This is a genomic window from Vicinamibacterales bacterium (assembly GCA_035699745.1).
GTDB lineage: Bacteria > Acidobacteriota > Vicinamibacteria > Vicinamibacterales > 2-12-FULL-66-21 > JAICSD01.
Genome location: DASSPH010000066.1, coordinates 55899 through 74835, shown reverse-complemented (window position 1 = coordinate 74835; position 18937 = coordinate 55899). Strand labels below are relative to the sequence as shown.

Sequence of the window (18937 nt, the reverse complement as noted above, 5' to 3'; positions counted from 1 at the left end):
GGCCCGAGCGACGAGGCTCACGCGATCGCCGACGATGCCACGCGCGCGGCGGGCATGCACACCGGCGAGGTGCAGCGTGCTGGGCAGCGTCCCTCCGGTCGGCGGGATCAGCGCCACCTCGTCGAAGCGATGCGCGGCGGCGGTCGGGCGCACGAACAGACTGTCGCCTTGCCGTTCCAGCCGCACGGCGACCTCGGTTCCGTTTCGCGTGGCCCTTTCGACTTGCCAATTGCCGGCGCTGGTTGCCGGCGCGAGTTCGAGCTCCAGCTCCCCGACGGCAAAGGCGGTGATCAGGCGCAGGGTCGCGCCGCGCGTCCCGGTCAGGCGCAAGAACGCGCCGCTGATGTCGTTGGCGTCCGCGACGCACCCGCACGACGTGAACAGCGTGAGCCAATCGACGCGAAAGAAGCCCGCCGCCGCGAGCGCGCGTTGGGACAGCAGGCCGTCGAAGAAAACCGATCGCTGCGGCCAGGGAATCGCGCCCCACTTGCCTGTCACGCGGTAGTCCGCCGGAACACCGGCGCGCAGCGATCCATCGATCAGATACAGGCCGAGGCCGCGCGCCAGGATGGGATCGAGCGCGCCCAACAGCAGCATCTCGAGCGGACGCAGATCCGTGCGGACGCCGCCGCCATGGACGGGCGTGCTGCCGACCGGCGGAACGGCAGCCGCCTGCTCGAATAGTTGTAGGAGACTTCCAAGATGCGCGTCGACATGTCGCACCACGTGCGAGGGCGCACCTCCGACCATGCGCGCGCGCAGTGTGTTCCGATCGGTGGACAGCGGGCTGGCGAGCGTGCCGTGAGGCAGCACTTGCCAGGCTAGCGGCCTCGCAGGTGGAAATTCGAAGATCGAGTACAGGCGCCGCTCCACGACGAAGCCTTGAGGGGGAAAGCCGAGCTCCGGCTCGAAGGCCCAACGCAGGTGTACTCCCGGCGCGGTGGAGGAACCGTTGGCTTGCGCTTCACCGCCCGGTGTCGGCAGCAGCGTGAGCCAGATCACCGGCTCGGTCTGGATCCACGCGATCACGTCGAAGATGCGTGGGTCGACCCGCGGATTGCGAATCCTGCGCCGATCGGAGGATACAGTCGGCATCAGCGACCTCCCGTGCGCGCAGCCCTCTGCGAATCGTCCTATCGTTCTCCGGAGTCGCGGACAAGAGCGTCGCTGGAGGCCGGGAGCGTCAGCAGTGGCAAGACATCCTCCAATGCGCTTTGCCGGACAGCAAGCTGCGACGAACTGGTGCGCCCGGCAGGACTCGAACCTGCGGCATCCGACTTAGAAGGCCGGTGCTCTATCCAACTGAGCTACGGGCGCCTGAAGCGATCGTACCCGAAAACGCCGCACCCCTAATGCACCCCCACAACCGGCGCGCGCTCGCGAAGTCGCGAGAACCTTAGGAAAATCACTCGGCGAATGGAAGGCCCTTGCATTAGAAGGCCGATGCTCTATCCAACTGAGCTACGGGCGCGTGTGAGTCGATTGTAGCAAGCGGTCCGCGAACGAGCGCAGCGAGCGAGCCACGCGAGCGGAGCCGGTTACCGGTTGCCGGTTGCCGGTTGCCGGTTGCCGGTTGCCGGTTGCCGGTTACCGGTTCCGGTTACCGGTTACCGGTTACCGGTTACCGGTTCCAGCTTCCCGCTAGGTGCGGTTCTTCTTCAGCCGTCCCTTCCCGCCGCCCGAGCGCGAGCCCGAGCGGCGCGCGCCGGAGCTGCTGCGCGTCTGCTTCTTGCCGCCTGTCCCCGATGGGCCCGGGCGGTTCGCGCTCTTGCGGGCGCCGGTCGACCGGCGGTTCGACGAGCGGCCGGTGCTGCGCGGGGCATCCGGCTTCTGTCCCTTGCCCCGCTTCGACGTGGTGCGCGCGTTGTGTGCCTGCGCGTCTGGCTCTGCATCCGTCGCGTATTGCCGTCGTTCGCGTCGTGCCATGAGTGGTCCCTCCGGAGCGGCGTTCCGCAAGCCCCGTTCCACGCGCGCCCAAAAACGATAGGATGCTGCGCGTGCGCCCCCCTTACGCGGCCTGCGTCGTCGTCGGACTCGGCGGATTGTTCTTCGGCGTCACCGGACCGCTGCTCAGCACGTTCGTGCCGCTGCTGGTGCGCGATGCGCTCGGCGACCAGCGCACCCTGATCGGCCTGGTGATGGCGATCGACAACCTGCTGCTGCTCCTGCTGGTGCCGTGGGCGGGCGCCGCCTCCGACCGTGCCACCGCGTCGGGGCGCGGCCGCCTGCCGATCATCCTGACGGGCTTGATCCTGGCATCCGCCGGCATGGCGCTGTTTCCCTCGTCGCCGCGGTTCGGGCTGGCCGGCATCATCGCCGCCATCGTGCTGCTGTACGGCGGCATCAATCTGCTGCGCTCGCCGTTTCACGCGGTGATCGCGGATCTGGTGCCGTCGAAGTTTCGCCCGCTGGCCTCGGGCTCCGTCACCTTTCAGATGTGCGTCGGCGCAATCGTGTTCCTGATGCTCGGCCGCATGCTGGGGATGCGGACGGCGTTCACGATCGCCGCGATCACCGTGCTCGCCATCGCCGCGGTGTTCACGATCCGTCTCAGCGAGCCGCGGCTGGCGTCGGCCGCGGATCGCGACGGCGCGGAATCGGTCGGATCGCTGACCGCCGCCGCGTGGTCGGCCGTCCGCGGCGCCGTTCCGGGACTGCGCGCGATCTTCATCGCCGCCTCCCTCGTCCAGCTCACGTTCCAGAGCTTCACCACGTGGTACGCGCTGCACGCCGTCGAACGGTTCGGCATGGCGCCCGCCGACGTCACCATCGGGTTCATCGCCTGGGCGATGGGCGGCGTCGTTGGCGCCCTGCCCGCAGGCGCGCTCGGCGTGCGCATCGGCCGGCGCAACGCCATGGTCGCCGGGTTCCTGCTGATGGCGGGATCCCTCGTCGCGCTGGATCGCGTCAGCGACATGCGCTACGCCATTCCGCTGCTCGCCCTGGCGTCGGCGGCGTGGACCTTCCCGACGGTGAACGCCTATCCGCTGTTCATCGAGCAGATCCCCCGTCAACGCCGCGGCGTGCTCGCGGCGCTGTTCCTGCTGTCGATGGCGCTCGGGGGCGCGGTCGGGGACCCGCTCAACGGAACGCTGTTCGATCTGTTCGGCAGCTACCGCCCGCTGTTCCTGCTGATGGCCGGCTACACGGCGCTGGCGTTCGTCGCCCTGCTCTTCGTGCCCGCCGGCGTCGGCGAGGCGGACACCGGCCTCGAGTCGGTCCCCGCGTCCGCGACCACCGCCTGAACGCGGCGCCGCCGCTCGACCGCGATCTCGACCAGGTTCGCCGCCGGCCCCACCAGGAAGAGCGCGTAATACGGCGCGTGGACGAACTGGAGCAGCCGGAACACCGCCTCGGCGAAGGCGACGAGAAACGCCACCACGATCTGCCCCTGATACGACCGCACCGTGGTCTTCGGGTCGGTGATCATGAAGAAGATGTAGAGCTGATACATCGGCCCGGTGATCGGCGCGGCTTCGCTCAGGAACGGGTGGCCGGTGATCGCCGCGCGGATCGCCGCGAACAGCATGAACGACGCCACGTAGGTCAGCGTGATGTGGAAGCGGCCGAGGCTGTGGATGATCACGCTTCCGAAGCACCACACCACGACCATCGGCAGCAGGTTGTTGCCCCACTGCACGCTCAGGCCGGCCACGGAGTCCGCGGCGAGCACCAGCATCGCGACGATGCCGAAGTTCGAGGGGTTCCAGATGTGCCGCCCGTCGACGCGCAGGACGTACTTCGAGGTGATCGAGATCGCGGAGCAGAGCGCGTACGGCCAGATCGCCGGCGATCGCACCAGCATTCCGACGCTGATGCCCGAGATGTAGGCGCTGGCGAGGTGCGGCCAGGCGCCGGTGATCAGCCGCGCCAGCAGCAGCTCCACGCCGATGGCGGTGCCGATGGCGAGCGCCGTGCGCGACCAGCTCTCGAGGAATCCGAAGGTCACCTGGCCGGCGAGCAGGACGATGGTGACGAGAATCGGCGCCAGATAGCGCTTGTCGATGCCGAAGGCCTTCGCCGTCATGAGGGTTCCTGGATGCGATGGATGCGGCCGATCTCCGGTGCGTTCAGCTCCTGCGATTTTCCCGACGGCCAGCGGACGACGACCCGCAGGTCGCCCGCGATCGCGGCGCTGCCAAGGCCGAAGTGGAGCCGCCGCTGGTTCTGGGCGCAGAACCCGGAGCCGCCCGACACTTCCTGCAGCTGGCGCCGGCCGTTCCAGAACACTTCCACCTGCGCGCCGATGGCGCTGCGGTTGCTGCACCGCGGCGCGCCGGCGGCATTGGCGCCGCGGCATCCGCCCTCGAGCGCGAACGCGATCCACTGGCGATCGCGCGCCACCTCGTTCCGGTAGAGCAGCAGCGGGCCGCGCTGGTTCGCCACCGCCGCATCGAGCATGCCGCGGTTGCCGAAGTCGGCCAGCGCGACGGCGCGGCCGTCGAAGCGATCCGTCGCCCCGACCATCTGCGCGACGTCGACGAAGCGTCCCGAGCCGTCGTTGATCCACACCTTCTTCTGCTGGTAGCCGGCCAGGCTGCGGCTGCCCATCGCCGGCCAGTTCGCGGCGTCACCGATGACGAGGTTGTGGCCGCCCGCCACCTTCGAGTAATCGTACCAGTAACTCTCGTCGCGCGACGCCGAGACGTAGCCGTTGACGAGGTAGAGGTCGAGGAAGCCGTCGTTGTTGAGATCGCCGAACTGCGCGCCGAAGCTCCAGCCGCCGAGGTCGACGCCCATGGCGCGCGCCATGTTCTCGTAGACCGGCCGCTCGCGCGTCCCGCCGGACGGCATCCAGAGGTTGTTCCCCTGGAGCAGGATACCTTCCTCCGAGATGTTCGACACGTACACGGCGAAGCGCCCCTGGTTGAGCACGTCGCCGACCGAGGCGTTCATGCCGCTCTTCGGCGCATAGCCGACGCCGGTCTCGCGCCCGGCCTCGCGAAAGCGGCCCCCCTCGTTCAGGAACAGCTCGGACACGCCGTAGTCGTTGGCGATGAACAGGTCGGGATAGCCGGTGCCGCGCAGGTCCGCCGCCACTGCCGCAAGCGCCCAGCGCGTCGACGAAAGGCCGGCGCGCTCGCTGACTTCCTCGAACCGTCCCTCGCCGAGGTTGCGATACAGATACTTGCGCCCGCCGTTGTTCGCGTATTCGAAGCTCTCCGGCATGATGCGCGTGTCGGCGAGCTTCCAGAGGTTCAGCCGCTCGGAGTAGTAGCCGCCGAGGAAGAGATCGAGCAGGCCATCGCGGTCGTAATCCAGCCAGACCGCCGTGTTGATGTTCGCCCAGGCCGGGAACATCGGCACACTCGTCCTCGAGAAGGCGCGCCCGCCGTCGTTGTGAAACAGCTCGGGGCGCCCCCACTTATAGAGGAAGAGATCCTCATACCCGTCGTTGTCGTAGTCGCCGAAGACCGCGCCCATCGACACGCCGGTGCCCGGCTGATTCACGTCGGCGATGCCGAGACGCTCCGCGACGTCCTCGAACGTGCCGTCCCCCCGGTTGCGATAGAACCGGTTCTTCGAGCCTTCTCTGCTGTTGGTGACGTAGAAATCGTCGTGGCCGTCGGCGTCGACGTCGGCCACGGCCACGGCCGCGCCCATCGACGCCACCTGCGGCATGATGTGCGCGAGCTTCGCGTCGAGCGTCGGCCCCTCGTGCACGAACGTCACCCCCGACGCGCGCGCCGACTCCGTGAGCCGGAATCCGTAGCGGGCCGCCGCGTCGCCGCTCGCGGCGCCGGAGGAGCGCAGGCGGATCAGCGCCGGCGTGGCCAGCATCGCGATGAACGCGATGACGACGAGCGGTTTGATGACACGCGTCATTTCCTGTCGGGGGCACGCAGCGCGTCGCGGGCCAGCGCCGGCGACACGTACCTCGTATGGTAGCGCGCGAAGTCGTCGGGGTGCTCGCGATAGACGGGGTCGTCTTCGAGCCGTCCGGCCGTGTCGGTGTAACGCGGCGAGCGATGCGTCGGCAGCGGCAGCACGGTGCGTGAGGCCACCGTGTTGTAGTCGCCGTCCTTCACCCAGCCGTCGCCGACCAGGATGAAGTCGCGCACGAATCCGGGCGGCGGGGGCGGCGCTTCCGCGAACGCCAGGCGCAGCTCGTCGCCCGCGTTCATGATCAGATAGCGGTCGTCGACCTTCTGCAGCAGCTCGCGCACGTCGCCGAAGCGCGTGTGGAAGCCTTCGAGGTCGCGCCACCGCGGCGCCACGCCGCCGAGCACGTAGCGCGGCCGCTCCGGCGTGCTCGCGTCCTTCTGCTCGGTGATCGAGTAGCCGCGATACTGCAGGTCCGCCTTCGTCATCGTCACCACGCGCGGCTGGAGAGTGACGTCGGGTCTGCCGGCGGCCCAGGCGATGCGATCCCAGAAGATCTCGAGATTGGTGCCGAGCCGCATCCGGCGAGGACCGGCCGCCGGAAACACGCCGCTCAGATCGAGCAGAACCGTCTTGTCCTTGCCGGCAGGGAAGCCGAGGCCGGTGCGCGCCGGCTTGAACCGGCCCGCCGCACCGGCGATCTGCAGCGACAGGCCGGCCGGCGGCGCGTGCCGGCCTTGTCCGAGGGCGACGTTCACCGACGTGTCGGTGGGATGCACCCAGCCCTGCGCGACGAGCCACAGCGGGCCCGTGCGCGGCGCCGACTCGGGCAGCTCGAGCTCGACGTAGTGATCGCGGGTCACGCCCTGATAGAGCCCGCGTCCGGCGAAGTCGAGATGCCGGTCGTCGCGCGCGCGGACGACGTCGAGCACGTCGCGTCCGCGGTCGTCGCGCGCGGCCAGAAGGTCCTGAACCGGGCCGGTGGCGACCGCGCCGAGCTTCGGCGGCGGCACCGCGAAGCGTTCGTCCACGAACATCTCGGTGCCTTGCGGATGATCGACCACCATCAGCGAGACGAGATCGAAGAAGTGCGTCTCCCACAATTCGGCGGTGATCCGGAGGTCGTACTCGCCGTTGCGGGGCTGGAGCTGATCGCCGCGGACGCGCACCCAGTCTTCCGTCATCAACACGTCCGCGGTCGCCTGCGCGTTGATCTTCAGCCCCAGCGGCGAGCGCCAGATGAAGTCGGTCACGAACCCCATGTCCCGCCCGTTCCACGCGAACAGCCACGGGCACGATCCCTTGAGCCGCTGGCTGGCGCCGATCGACGCATTCGACGCCAGCGCGAACTCCGACTGCAGCATGCCGTTCGGCCAGGTGATCCGCGCCACCTCCGCCGCGGACGCGTCGCCGAGACCGAAGTGCACGGCCGGCGCGGCGATCGGCTGCTTCTGCACGTTCAGTCCGGTGCGCACTTCGATCTCGCCGCCGATGCCGAACGAGTTGATCCGTTGATCGCCGGTGGACGTCAGCGCGCGCGGGCGGATGGTCTGCCAGCGATACGCCTTCTCTCCCTTCGTGCGGACGACGCGCGCGCCGTCGGCCGCTCGCCCGACGAGCTCGAGCCGGCCGTCTCCATCCAGATCGGCGGCCGACGTGACGAGGAGTCCGGCCGAGACGCCGCCGCTCCCGCCGGCGAGGCCCTGCGGGCCCGCCAGCATCGCGTTCCAGCGATCCGGCGTCGCCAGCAGCAGATCGCCGGCGCCGTTGTTGTCGAGGTCGGCGACCAGCAGGCGGGTCGTGCCTGCCGTCAGCGGTGCGGCGACGTTGAACTGTGAGACGCGGCCCACATCGAAGTTCGCCTCGCGACCGGGCAGCGACAACCGCGACACGGTTCCGTCGGACGCGACGCCGATCACGTCGAACAATCCGTCGCCGGTGAGATCCGCGGCGGCAATGGCGGCGACGCGAGGGTACGTTGCCGGGACGGCGCGCTCGAGGAAGCCGGCGCCGCGCTGGTTCAGGAACACGCGCACGGCGCCCTGATCGTCGAGCAGCACCGCGTCCGGCACCCCCTCGCCGTCGAGATCCGCCCACACGAATCCGCGGACCTTCCTCACACCGAACGGCGCCTGCGGCGCGAACGTGCCGTCGCTGTTGTTGCGCAGCACGACCGGCGTGTCGTCACGGCGGGCGACGACCACGTCGAGATCGCCGTCCAGATCGACGTCGGCCGCCCACGCGCCGTGCGCGGGCGCGGCGAGGATCGCGGCGGGCAGCCTGGTCTCGGCGGTGACCGGCGCGAATCCCCCGTTCGCGTTCTGCCGGAGGATCTGCACCCCGTTCGCACCCGCAAGCACGAGGTCGCTGCGGAAGTCGTAGTTGAGATCCGCGGCCACGACCGCGTCGGGGCTGGCGCTCGCGAAGGTGAAGCCGGCGGGCAGCGCGATCGGCGCGCCGGAGCCGACGCGCAATTCTCGCGGACCAACGGCGACGATCGCCGGGGCGCCGTCCCCTGTCAGCCAGACGGCCCCCGCCCATGCCGTCCCGGGCATCGCGACACTCGCGGATGCATCGGCGGCAAAGGCGAGGCGCGCGTCCGGCGCGGCCGGCTGCGGCGGCTGGTTGGGCAGCACCAGGAACCGCTGCAGCGGTTCCCCGACCTCGCTGTTCGGCGTGCTGACGGCCGCGAAGGCGGCGCGATACTCGGGCCCGCGCAGCAGCGTGTTCTTCAGGAAGATGACCGGCGTCGCCGCGGCGGTCGGCGGTCCCTGCGCCGCCTGCCGCAGCGCCTCGAACCGCTCGCGCGCGTCGACGGGCCACGAGCCGGCGCCCCGCGCCAGCGCCTCGACCGCGGTCCGCAGCGCGGCCGCATCCCCGCGCCGCGCCGCGAGCCGGGCGAACTCGAGCTGCGCCGCCAGGTTCCCGGTGCGCCCGGCGAGCGACCCGTAGGCGCGCTGCGCGTCCGCTTCGTTCTGCGGCCCGCCGAGCCGTTCCAGTTCCTGCGCCAGTCCGTATTCCGCCTTGCCATCGTTGGCGTCCAGCTGCAGGGCGCGGCGCCAGTGGCCGATCGACGCCTCGACGTTGCCGCGCCGGCTCTCGAGCAGCGCCTGCATCCGCTCGATCTCCGCCGACCGGGGCGCGAGTTCGGCTGCCTTGGCCAGGCGCGGCGTCGCCTCGTCGAGCTGTTGCTGCCGGAGCAGCAGCAGCCCGAGGTTCGCCCAGCCGGCAGGCTCCTGCGGCACCAGTTGCGTGACGCGCTCCAGTTCCCGCCTGGCGATGACGTCCTGGCTGGTCTGCAGCCCCGCCAGGGACACGTAGAACGCGGTGACGGCCTGCCGGTAGGTGTCGTCGGACACCGCCGGCGGCCGCGTGCACGAAGACACGGCGGCCAGGCCGATGACGAAGAGGGTTGCGGCGCGCATGTGTTGTGCAGTGTAACGGATGGCTGATACCGTGGAGCGAGGTCAATGAGGTCGATCCGCAACCGCCGCACGCTGGCCGCGTTCTGCATCGCGCTGGTGGTGTTTTCGGCCTTCCTGCCGGCCGGCCTGTCCGACACCGTCTGGGCCGCGCTGATTCCGCTCGGCTTCGTCGTCTCTCTCATCGGCGCCACCACCATCGCGCGCGCCGCCTCGCGCTGCGACGAACAGACCGTCGCGCTCCTCTCGCTCGTTCTCCTTCGCGCTCCGCCGGCCTGCTGACCGCTGTCGGCTTTCCGCTTACCGCGGTTCGCTCAGCGCGAAACGCGAACGGTCTGACAGGCGGCTGTACGGCCGCCGGGCGAGGGCGTATGTTCTGGAAGAAGAGACTGCGGGTGGTGTTCGCCTGCCTGACGCTGGAGATGGGCGTGCTGTTCGGCGTCCCCATGCGTCCCGACCAGATCGAGGAGCTGATGCACCAGATGAATCAGCCGCAGCTGGCGCACGTGCTGAAGGACGAAGACGACGACGGTGATCCGCCGTCTGGTCAGGCCGCGCTGCGCCGCGGCAGCAGCACCATTCCCAGGATCAGCAGCAGGCCGGCGGCGACGTAGACGACGGACGCCAGTGTCATCGCCGTGCCCAGGCTGGATCGCTGCGCGATGATCCCGATCACCAGCGGCGCCGATCCGCCGCCGGCCAGCCACCCGATCATGTTCATGAATCCGGCGGTGCGTCCGCGGGCCGCGGCGGGGACGACGTCGAAGGCCGAGGCGAAGATGTTGGCGTCGTAGAGTCCCTTGAAGAATCCCCACGCGGTCAGCGCCGCGATCAGCACCGGCACCGACATCGTCACGCCGCAGATCGCGACGAACGGCGCGCCGGCGAGCATGCCGAGCGCCTGGACCGCGATGCGGCCGCGCGGCGTGCGGCGGCGCCAGAGGTCCGCCATCCAGCCGCCGAGCGGCGCCCCCGCCATGCTGGCGAGCTGCACGAACACCGTGGCGGTGAGCCCGGCAAGGGCCAGCCCCATGTGGAACCGGTCGAACAGGAATTTCGGCATCCACGAGAGCAGCACCACGGCGACGAAGTTGGCGCACATGAACGCGCCGAGCAGACAGAGCAGCGCCGGCGTGCGGAGGACGAGCGCGGTGAACTGCGCGAAGCTCATCCCCCCCGCCGCCGGAGGCGCGATGCCCTCCGCGATGTCGGCCGCGCCGCGCGCCGGTTCGACGAGATATCGCGCCAGCACGAAGCCGAGCAGGATGCCCAGCCCGCCGAACACGAGAAACGCCGGCCGCCAGCCGTAGCGCTCCGCGATCAGGCCGGCGAAGAATCCGCCGCCAATCGTGCCCAGATACACCGCGGTCTGATGCGCGCCGAGCGCGCGCGACCGCGTCCGGCTGCCGTGGTAGTCGCTCATCAGCGACGTCGACGCGGGGAAGTAGAACGTCTCCCCCAGCCCTTCCGCGGCGCGGAACAGAAAGAGGTGCGTGAAATTCCTCGACAGCGCCGTCGCGGCGCAGATCACGCTCCACGCGTGCAGCCCGCCGAGAATGACGTTGCGGCGGCTGGCGCGGTCCACCAGCGCGCCGGCGAACGGCGCCGCGAGCCCGTATACCCACGCGAATCCCGAACCGAGCAGCCCGAGCTGCACCGGGGTCAGCTGCATTTCGCGCTCGAGCAGCGGGAAGACCGAGAAGATCGCCTGCCGGTCGGCGTAGTTGAAGAACGAGATGCACCACAGCATGGCGACGACGTGCCACTTGTACGCGCCCGGCAGCGGCAGTCTCTCGGCCCCCGGCGCTGATGTCCGGCTCACTTGGCGGTGCCGGGCGCCCGGCGATGGTGCGTCGCCTGCTCGTAGGCGTGGGCGAGCGCGAGCAGGTCGCGGTCCGACCACAGACGGCCGAGGAACGAGATGCCGAATGGATGGCGGCCGCCGAGGAAGCCGGCGGGAACGGTGACCTGCGGCAGGCCCGTCATCGCGCTCGGTTCGCAGGTGCCGGGCTCGCCGCCGTACCGCTCGAGGCCCCCTTCGTGCGTGTGCGGCCGCGCCTGGTTGGCGGGATAGAGCAGCGCGTCGGCGCGCTCGCGCTCCAGCACCGCCTCGAACAGTTGCCGGAAGCGCGTGCGGCCGGCAAGGAACCGCTCGGTGGCGAGACGTCCCCGCTCCCCCTCGGCGCTGCTGCGCAGCGCGTCCTGCAGGCGCCGCGTGCCGTCGGGCGCCATCCTGCCCGACGCGATGAGGTCCTCGATCGTCAGCACGCGATCGCCGCTCTTCGAACCGCGCGTGAGATATGCCGTCCACCCTGCCTCGAGCGATCCGGGCGCGCTCCCTCGCGCCTGGCGGTATTCGCCGTCGAGATCGGGGATCGTGGCGTCGACCACGGTCGCTCCGCCGGCGCGGAGTTCCTTGACGACCCGCTCCATCATGGCCGCGGCTTCGCGCTCGCCGGTCACGCCGACGAACAACTGCCGCAGCACCGCGATCCGCTTCCCCTTCAACGACGCCGCGTCGAGGCCCGCCGCGAACGACGCGCCGGTATGCGCCGCCGCCGCCTCCGTAGCCGGGTCTTCGGGGTCGGCGCCGGTCACCTGATCGAGGACCAGCGCCACCTCACGCACCGACTTCGCCATCGGCCCGACGGCGTCGTTGAACGTGTTGAGCGGCATGACGCCGGCGCGGCTGGTCAATCCGCGCGTGGTCCGGATCGTCGCCAGCGACGCGAACGCCGCCGGATTCGACAGCGAGTTGCAGGTGTCGGTCCCGAACCCCAGCGTCACCAGGCTCCGCGACACGGCGACGGCGCTGCCGCCGCTCGATCCTGCCGTGCTGAGCGAGGGATCGTAGGCGTTGCCGATCGTGCCGCCCACGCTGCTGATGCCGAAATCGCCGAACGGGAACTCGTCGAGATTGGTCTTGCCGAGGATCACCGCGCCGGCGCGGCGCATGCCCGCCGCGACCCGCGAATCGAGCCGCGGCCGGTGCTCGACGAGCGCGAGCGCGCCGCCGGTGGTCGGCAGGCCGAGGACGTCGATGTTGTCCTTGAACGCGACCGGCACGCCGTGCAGCGGGCTGCGCACCTTCCCGGCCGCCCGCTCGGCGTCGAGCGTCCGCGCCTCGTGGACGACGCGCGGGTTCAGCGCCAGCATCGATCGCAGCCGCGGCCCGTGTCGATCGTAGGCCGCCAGGCGCACCAGATACTCGCGCACCAGATCCTCGGCGGTCGTGTCGCCGCGCGTCATCGCCGCCTGCAACTCGGCGGCAGTCTTCTCGACCACCGTGAACGGGACGGGCGCCGGAGCGATGCGCGGCCAGTTGATCAGCCTGCTGCGCTGCCGCGGCGTCAGCCCTCGAACATCCGGCTCGGCGAGCAGGCGGCGTGCCGTCTGCGTGACCGCGGCGATCTGCGAGCCGGCGGCCGGGATCTGCGGCGACGGCCCGCCGTACGGCGCCGCGTTCTTCGGCGCGACCAGCGCGTCCTTCAGCGCGATCGGGAACCCGCCGCGCGGGTCGTACACCTCGCTCAGCCCTTTCACCACGAACGTCATCAGCGAGGCGGATTCCCCCGGCCGCAGCGTGAGCGCGAAGACGTAGCCGATGTGCGCGGGGTCGTAGCCGGGCCACGCGTTCGTGAACGGATCCGCATACATGTCCCCTGCGCGGGCCAGCGTGCCCGCGGCGCGCGACCCGAGCACGTGCGCCGACGGGCCGTGCCCGGACGGCCCGCGCGCCGGGTCGGCGGCGCCGGTCGCGTTCTGCATGACGGTGACGAAGCCGTCCGACGCATCGATGGTGCGATCGCCGCTGCCCGTCGTGACGATGGCGACGCGGCCGCCGTCTTCGTAGGCGCCCGCCGCGCCGCCCCACGCGACGCGCACGACTCTGGTCTCGGCGGTCATGTTCGTGAACGTGTCGACGTAGCGCAGGTAATTGGTGTCCCGCGGCGCGAAGATGCCGCGGTCGATCGCGACGCCGGCCACGAATGCGGGCGTGATGGAATCGAAGCGCTCGGCGCCGTCGTGCGCGAGACCGAAGCCGCTGAGGTAGACGTTGTGCGCCAGCGACGCGCCCGCGGCAGTGCGCACCGCGAGCTTCAGGTAGCCGAAGCCGTTGAAGGGATTCGCGCCGCCGCCGGTCGCAATCCCGCCGCTGTCCTGCGCCCACGGCGACGTGTCCTGGATGTCCCAGAACTGTCCGTCGGCGGAGGGGAGCCGGGTCGTGGCGCGAGACAGCACGACCGCGGCCACGACGAATGCGGCGGTGAGGAAAGCGCGCTTCATGGCGCTCATCGTATGCCACGGATGCACCGATGGCACGGATGACACCGTTTGGCCGATGATGGAGCCGAACGTGGGCACACTCCTCGAATGCGTCGTCGAGACGACGGAGGCGGCGGTGGCGGCGGAGCGGAGCGGCGCCAACCGGCTGGAGCTGTGTGTCGATCTCGGCGCCGGCGGGGTCACGCCTCCGCTCGACCTCGTCGCCGCGGTTGCCGCGCGCGTGTCGATCCCGGTGTTCGTCATGATCCGCCCGCGCGCCGGGGATTTCGTCTACAGCGACCGCGAGGTCGCCGGCATGCTGCGTGACGCCGCGTCGGCCGGCGCCCGGGGCGCGCAAGGGATCGTGACCGGTCTTCTGCACGCGGACCATCGTGTCGACGTCGCGCGCACACGGCGCGTCGTCGAAGCCGCCGCCGGCCTGCCGGTGACGTTTCACCGGGCGTTCGACGAGGTGCGCGATCAGCGTGCGGCGGTCGAGGATCTCGTCAGCAGCGGCGTGCGGCGGGTGCTGACGTCGGGCGGCGCGCAGACGGCGCTCGAGGGGATGGAGCGGCTCGCGGTGCTGGTGCGCCTGTCGGCCGATCGGGTCACGGTTCTGGCCGGCGGCGGCGTTCGCGCTCACAACGTTCGCGCAATCGTCGCGGGCACCGGCGTCAAGGAGGTTCACGCGCGCTTCGAGGACGAAGCGGCCGCGCGCGCGCTCGCCCGTTTGCTATAGTCCGGGCGCGAGGCCTCGCGAAGCATGGACAACACGGCATCGCGCGGCCGGCTCCGCCGCGTCGCGCACAACCTGAAGCAGGGGCTCGCGCTCGCCTGGGCGGCTTCTCCGGAATCGCTCGTCCGCTTCTCGCTGCTCGGCATGGTCAGCGCGGCGATGCCGCCGATTTCCATCTATCTCGGCGCCACGCTCGTGAACCGGATCGCGAGCGCCCGGCTGCACGCGATCCCGTTCGAGGATCTCGTGCCGGTGCTGATCGGCCTCTGGATGGTGACGGCGGTGCAGCGGGGAATCGGCGCCTACATGGGCTACGGGCGCAACCTGTTCGTCCGCCGCGTCGAGCTCGAAGCCGAGCGGCGCCTGCTGCGCAAGGCGTCGACGCTCGATCTCGGCCATTTCGATCATTCCGACTGGCACGATCGCCTCGCGCGCGCGAAGCGCGACGTCTCGTGGCGTCCCGGCGACCTCACCTGGTCGGTCCTCGGGCTCTCCGGCAACATCGTCACCATCGTGCTGATGGCGTCGCTGCTCGCCAGCCTGCATTACCTGCTGGTGATCCTCGCGCTGATGGCGGCGCTGCTCTCGCTGCTGCTCGAACGGCGAGTCACGTCGCGCCTCTACGAGTTCTTCTACAAGGAAACGCCGGACGAACGGGAGCGGGAGTATCTCGGCAACCTGCTGGTGCAGCCGCGCATGACCAAGGAAGTCCGCGCCTACGTGCTGGCCGAGTACCTGCTCGGCCGGCACGCGGCAATCTCGGAGCAGCTGTTCCGGCAGCGGCAGCAGATGTTCCGCTCCGCCACGCGGGTGTCGCTCCTCACCGGCCTGGTCAGCGGCACGACGCTGGCGCTGGCGTACGTGTTCGTGGCGATTCGCGGCGCCGCCGGCCAGATCGATCCCGGCGGCGTGGTCCTCGTGATCGGCGCGTTCACGTCGGTCGCCGGCACGCTGGGGAACATCTCGAGCACGTTCGTCGCCGTCGATCAGCACACGACGTTTCTCGACGATTACTTCTCCTTCCTGGCGATCCCGCCGCTGGTGCCGGCGCCGGCGCCGGCGGCGCTGCCTGCCGGCTGGCGCGCCGACTCGATCGAGTTCGACGGCGTGACGTTCACCTACCCGGGCGGGACGGAGCCGGCGGTGTCAGGGCTCGACCTGCGGGTCGCGCCAGGGGAGCTGGTCGCCCTGGTCGGCGAGAACGGCGCCGGCAAGAGCACGCTGGTCAAGCTGCTGCTGCGCTTCTACGACCCGGATGCGGGCGTGGTGCGGATCGGCGGCGTCGACCTTCGTCAGATCCCGCCGGACGTGCTGCGGGGACGCATCGGCGTGCTCTTCCAGGATTACGCCAGCTACGAATTGTCGGTACGCGAGAACGTCGTCATGGGGCGCCCGGACCGTCCGGCCGACGACGACCGGGTGATGGAGGCGCTGCGCGACGCGCGCAGCGAGTGGCTGGTCGCGAAGATGGCGAAAGGGCTCGACGCGAAGGTGGGACGGCTCTTCGAGGGCGGCCACGATCTGTCCGGAGGGGAATGGCAGCGGCTGGCGCTCGCGCGGATCATGTATCGCGACGCGGACATCTGGATCCTCGACGAGCCGACGTCGTCGCTCGATCCGGAGGCGGAAGCGGCCATCTTTGCGGAGCTGAAGGCGAACCTGCGCGGACGGATGGGACTGGTGATCTCGCACCGCTTCTCGACGGTGCGGATCGCCGACCGGATCGCCGTCATCGCGGACGGCCGCGTGACGGAGATCGGGTCGCACGATCAGCTGCTCGAGGCCGGCGGCCGGTATGCGCGACTGTTCGAGATCCAGGCCGCCGGCTACCGGTGACGCGGAGCCGGACTAATTGGTCGCGCGCTTGCGGACGCCGTCGCGCAGATCCTTGGCGGCCTGCAGGTGCGCGTACGCCACCGGATAGGTGTCCGCCGCCCACTGGTTCAGCGACTGCGTGATCGGGTTGTCGCTCTTCTCGGCCGTCACTGCGGTGGCTTCGACCTTGGCGTCCTTGTCGGTGCGCGCGTTCTTCTCGGCCTTCGACGCGGGCTCGGCGGTGGTCCCGGCGGGCGTGCTGGTATGGCCGTCACGCCCTGCCTTCCACTTCGACAGCGTGTCCCGGTCGATCCGCGACTCGAGCTTGTCGACCAGGTCCTGGTGGCTGTCGACCATGCGGTCGGCGTACTCCTTGTCGAAGTCCAGGCCCTGCTTCTGGCTCAGCTTCTCGGCGGCGTCGCGGTGCTTGTCGTCGAGCTGCGCCGGCACGTCGATATTGTGCTGCGAGGCAAACGCCTTCAGCTTGTCGCCCGCCGATGTGTGATCGTCGACCATCATCTGGGCAAACTTCTTGACGTTGGCATCGGCGGCGCGCTGCAGCGCCGTGCGGCTCAGCTCGATCTCTGCCATGTTCATCGTCGCCACGTCGCGGACGAAGTCGCGGTCACCGGCGCTGACGCCGTTGTCGCGGCCTGCGGTGCCGGCGGTGCCCGGCGTGCCCGCGGTTCCGGCGGCGGAGTCGTTCGCGCGGTTGTCGTTACGGTTGCACCCGACGGCGAGCGTCGCCGCGAGCGCCAAAGCCATCACACCCATTCGTCGCATCTGCCTAACCTCCGCTGAATTCCTGAGAACTGATGTCCACACGCGCGATTGGTTGCAAACGCGCTGACCTCAGCGGGGTCGGGCCGGGACGGGGACACTCGCTTCGCTCGCTGTCGGGCCGGGTGGAAGGGGGGTCGCTTCGCTCCGTGTCGGGCAGGGTGGAAGGGGCTTCGCTGCGCTCGCTGTCGGGCAGGGACGGGGACACTCGCTTCGCTCGCCGTCGGGCCGGGACAGGGACACTCGCTTCGCTCGCTGTCGGGCAGGGACGGGGACACTCGCTGCGCTCGCTGTCGGGCAGGGTGGAAGGGGCGCTCGCTGCGCTCGCCGTCGGGCCGGGTGGAAGGAGGGTCGCTTCGCTCCCTGTCGGGCAGGGACGGGACACTCGCTTCGCTCGCGGTCGGGCAGGGTGGAAGGGGCGCTCGCTGCGCTCGCCGTCGGGCAGCGTGGAAGGCGGGTCGCTGCGCTCCCTGTCGGGCAGCGACACTCGCTTCGCCTCCCTGTCAGGCCGGGTGGAAGACGGCCTGCTCCGCTCGCCTTGGGTGGGGTCAGTTACTGGAAGGCGCGGCGCAGCAGTGCGATCGCCGGCGGGCCCTGTGCGGCGAGATCGGTCGTTCGTCCTTCGACGCTGATCCGCTTGTCGTAGCCGATCTTCTTCAGATTGGCGAAGAACGGCGCGTAGTCGTACTCCTCCCAGGTTGCGGGAAACACGCGGTCCTTCGGATTGGCGACGTGCAGGTGGCGCAGGCGATCCTTCGCCCGCAGGACGATCGCCGGGTCTTCCTGTTCGCTCGCGAGGTGGTAGAAGTCGATCATCAACTGGAAGTTCGGGTGGTTGATCGCCTCGACCAGCGCCAGTCCCTCGCCGGCCGTGTTGATGATGTTCGTTTCCTGCTTCCGCAGCGGCTCGATGGTGATCGTGATGCCGTTGGCGCGTCCTTCTTCCGCGGCGCGCCGGCCGAAATCGACGAGCTGCTTGAAGGCTTCCTCCCTGGAAAACCCGTCGGGCACGCGGCGCGCGCCGCCGCTGCCGAACACCACGACCTGAGTGCCGAGCCTCGCGAGCCGCGTCAGCGCCTTGCGCACGTGCGCGTTCTGTTGCTCGACATTGATCTCCGGGCCGGTCAGCTTGATCGCTGCGGGCACGAACAGGTTTGCGGCCGGCGTCGGAATCCCGATCGTCTTGATCTTCGCCGCCGCGGCGTCGAAATCCGCGTCCGAGAGATTGGCGATCTCGGTCGCCGAGACCTCCACGTAGTCGAACCCGGCGGCCTTGGCCGCCTCGAGGTTCGCCAGCCCTGTGCAATAGCCGACCGCGACTTTTCCCCCGGACGTCTGCGCCCCCGCGAGCGATAAGCCGACGGCCACCAGCACCAACGTCGCCGCAGTTCTCTTCATCACGCCGCGATTATATGCCCGGCGGGTGCCTCGCTTCGGGACGGTCGCGCCGGACCCGGCACCGCGTCGTTGGAAGGGTGACGAGCGCCGCTCCGGTGGGACGGCACGCGCTATGCCACGCGGCCGGCATGCAGCCAAAAATCACCCGGTACGAAGATCTCATCGCGTGGCAGTTTGCGGACGAATTGGCCGATCTCGTGGACGACCTGACGTCGACTGGCGGTGCTGCGCGCAACGAGAGTTTCCGCGAGCAGATCCTCAAATCGTCGGCCAAGGCGCCCGCACAGATCGCCGAAGGCTTCCTGCGATTCAAACCCAGAGAATCGGCGAATTACTACCGAATCGCACGCGCGTCGCTCGGGGAAACGACGAACCACCTGCGCCGCGGGTTTCACCGAAAGTACTGGACCGAAGCAGAGTTCACGAGGGCATGCAAACTCGCGGACTCAGCGATGAAGCTGACCGGCGGTCTTCTCGCGGCGAAGCTCGCCCAGATCCGACGGGAAGAGGCGGAGAAACAAGCGAAGCGACGAGCCTCCGGAACCGTTGCCGCCCGCCGCCCGCGCAACGCCGGTTTCCAGTCGCCGGACGAGTGAGTTCACCCAGCTCCTCGCGCGATAAAGGAGCGAAGCGACTCGTCGCTGTCCCTGCCCGACAGCGAGCGCAGCGAGGCCGCTTCCACTCTGCCCGACGCCGA

General features: G+C 69.9%; 15 protein-coding genes and 1 tRNA gene. 6 read left to right on the top strand and 10 right to left on the bottom strand.

Annotated features, from left to right (window positions below; translation table 11 throughout):
* The 3 genes from VFK57_14575 to VFK57_14565 all read right to left on the bottom strand — a co-directional run.
* On the bottom strand, positions 1-1095 hold a 1095-nt coding region (locus VFK57_14575; GenBank protein HET7696935.1), incomplete at its 3' end, for a hypothetical protein.
* Between the two features lie 145 nt (positions 1096-1240).
* Positions 1241-1317, bottom strand: a tRNA-Arg gene (locus VFK57_14570).
* 324 nt (positions 1318-1641) lie between these two features.
* Complete coding sequence (locus VFK57_14565; GenBank protein ID HET7696934.1) at positions 1642-1926, bottom strand: hypothetical protein; 285 nt, start codon at positions 1924-1926, stop codon at positions 1642-1644.
* Positions 1927-1997: 71 nt separating this feature from the next.
* Here VFK57_14565 and VFK57_14560 point away from each other — a divergent pair, with 71 nt between their 5' ends.
* Positions 1998-3245 carry an MFS transporter gene (locus VFK57_14560; GenBank protein HET7696933.1) on the top strand — a complete coding sequence of 416 codons (1248 nt, stop codon included), beginning with the start codon at positions 1998-2000 and terminating at the stop codon, positions 3243-3245.
* Here the strand turns inward: VFK57_14560 and VFK57_14555 are convergent.
* Genes VFK57_14555 through VFK57_14545 form a run of 3 tightly spaced genes read right to left on the bottom strand, consistent with a single transcriptional unit; the run spans position 3143 to position 9248 of the window.
* Positions 3143-4027 carry a hypothetical protein gene (locus VFK57_14555; GenBank protein ID HET7696932.1) on the bottom strand — a complete coding sequence of 295 codons (885 nt, stop codon included), beginning with the start codon at positions 4025-4027 and terminating at the stop codon, positions 3143-3145. The two genes, VFK57_14560 and VFK57_14555, sit on opposite strands and share 103 nt — an antisense overlap.
* The gene (locus VFK57_14550) at positions 4024-5826 is read right to left on the bottom strand and encodes a CRTAC1 family protein (GenBank protein ID HET7696931.1); all 1803 of its coding nucleotides are present in this window, start codon (positions 5824-5826) and stop codon (positions 4024-4026) included. The genes VFK57_14555 and VFK57_14550 overlap by 4 nt, the downstream gene beginning before the upstream one ends.
* Positions 5823-9248, bottom strand: a complete 3426-nt coding sequence (locus VFK57_14545) for an FG-GAP-like repeat-containing protein (GenBank protein HET7696930.1) — start codon at positions 9246-9248, stop codon at positions 5823-5825. The genes VFK57_14550 and VFK57_14545 overlap by 4 nt, the downstream gene beginning before the upstream one ends.
* A 45-nt stretch (positions 9249-9293) precedes the next feature.
* On the opposite strand from VFK57_14545, the gene VFK57_14540 reads away from it, so the two are divergent.
* A complete protein-coding gene (locus VFK57_14540; GenBank protein HET7696929.1) occupies positions 9294-9527 on the top strand; it encodes a hypothetical protein in 234 nt (77 codons plus the stop codon).
* Between the two features lie 89 nt (positions 9528-9616).
* Positions 9617-9859 (top strand): hypothetical protein, encoded by a 243-nt coding sequence (locus tag VFK57_14535; GenBank protein ID HET7696928.1) that lies wholly within the window; start codon positions 9617-9619, stop codon positions 9857-9859.
* Here VFK57_14535 and VFK57_14530 read toward each other — a convergent pair.
* The gene (locus VFK57_14530; protein HET7696927.1) at positions 9793-11067 is read right to left on the bottom strand and encodes an MFS transporter; all 1275 of its coding nucleotides are present in this window, start codon (positions 11065-11067) and stop codon (positions 9793-9795) included. The genes VFK57_14535 and VFK57_14530 overlap by 67 nt on opposite strands.
* Positions 11064-13532 (bottom strand): amidase family protein, encoded by a 2469-nt coding sequence (locus VFK57_14525; protein HET7696926.1) that lies wholly within the window; start codon positions 13530-13532, stop codon positions 11064-11066. The genes VFK57_14530 and VFK57_14525 overlap by 4 nt, the downstream gene beginning before the upstream one ends.
* 70 nt (positions 13533-13602) lie before the next feature.
* On the opposite strand from VFK57_14525, the gene VFK57_14520 reads away from it, so the two are divergent.
* On the top strand, positions 13603-14250 hold the full coding sequence (locus VFK57_14520; protein ID HET7696925.1) for a copper homeostasis protein CutC: 648 nt from the start codon (positions 13603-13605) through the stop codon (positions 14248-14250).
* A 24-nt stretch (positions 14251-14274) separates the two neighbouring features.
* Complete coding sequence (locus VFK57_14515; protein HET7696924.1) at positions 14275-16083, top strand: ABC transporter ATP-binding protein; 1809 nt, start codon at positions 14275-14277, stop codon at positions 16081-16083.
* 12 nt (positions 16084-16095) lie between these two features.
* Here the strand turns inward: VFK57_14515 and VFK57_14510 are convergent, their stop codons facing one another.
* Together VFK57_14510 and VFK57_14505 are read right to left on the bottom strand one after the other, a co-directional pair.
* Positions 16096-16827: a DUF4142 domain-containing protein gene (locus VFK57_14510; GenBank protein ID HET7696923.1), complete on the bottom strand. Its 732-nt coding sequence runs from the start codon at positions 16825-16827 to the stop codon at positions 16096-16098.
* Between the two features lie 567 nt (positions 16828-17394).
* Positions 17395-18240, bottom strand: a complete 846-nt coding sequence (locus VFK57_14505; GenBank protein ID HET7696922.1) for a sugar phosphate isomerase/epimerase family protein — start codon at positions 18238-18240, stop codon at positions 17395-17397.
* Between the two features lie 128 nt (positions 18241-18368).
* Between VFK57_14505 and VFK57_14500 the strand changes: the two genes are divergently transcribed.
* Positions 18369-18836: a four helix bundle protein gene (locus VFK57_14500; GenBank protein HET7696921.1), complete on the top strand. Its 468-nt coding sequence runs from the start codon at positions 18369-18371 to the stop codon at positions 18834-18836.
* The last annotated feature ends 101 nt before the right edge of the window (positions 18837-18937 follow it).

Bases quoted from the DNA above. Each gene is read 5' to 3' on its own strand.
- VFK57_14565 (HET7696934.1), bottom strand. From the start codon at position 1,926: ATGGCACGACGCGAACGACGGCAATACGCGACGGATGCAGAGCCAGAC.
- VFK57_14555 (HET7696932.1), bottom strand. From the start codon at position 4,027: ATGACGGCGAAGGCCTTCGGCATCGACAAGCGCTATCTGGCGCCGATT.
- VFK57_14550 (HET7696931.1), bottom strand. From the start codon at position 5,826: ATGACGCGTGTCATCAAACCGCTCGTCGTCATCGCGTTCATCGCGATG.
- VFK57_14545 (HET7696930.1), bottom strand. From the start codon at position 9,248: ATGCGCGCCGCAACCCTCTTCGTCATCGGCCTGGCCGCCGTGTCTTCG.
- VFK57_14540 (HET7696929.1), top strand. From the start codon at position 9,294: ATGAGGTCGATCCGCAACCGCCGCACGCTGGCCGCGTTCTGCATCGCG.
- VFK57_14535 (HET7696928.1), top strand. From the start codon at position 9,617: ATGTTCTGGAAGAAGAGACTGCGGGTGGTGTTCGCCTGCCTGACGCTG.
- VFK57_14525 (HET7696926.1), bottom strand. From the start codon at position 13,532: ATGAAGCGCGCTTTCCTCACCGCCGCATTCGTCGTGGCCGCGGTCGTG.
- VFK57_14515 (HET7696924.1), top strand. From the start codon at position 14,275: ATGGACAACACGGCATCGCGCGGCCGGCTCCGCCGCGTCGCGCACAAC.
- VFK57_14510 (HET7696923.1), bottom strand. From the start codon at position 16,827: ATGGCTTTGGCGCTCGCGGCGACGCTCGCCGTCGGGTGCAACCGTAAC.
- VFK57_14505 (HET7696922.1), bottom strand. From the start codon at position 18,240: ATGAAGAGAACTGCGGCGACGTTGGTGCTGGTGGCCGTCGGCTTATCG.
- VFK57_14500 (HET7696921.1), top strand. From the start codon at position 18,369: ATGCAGCCAAAAATCACCCGGTACGAAGATCTCATCGCGTGGCAGTTT.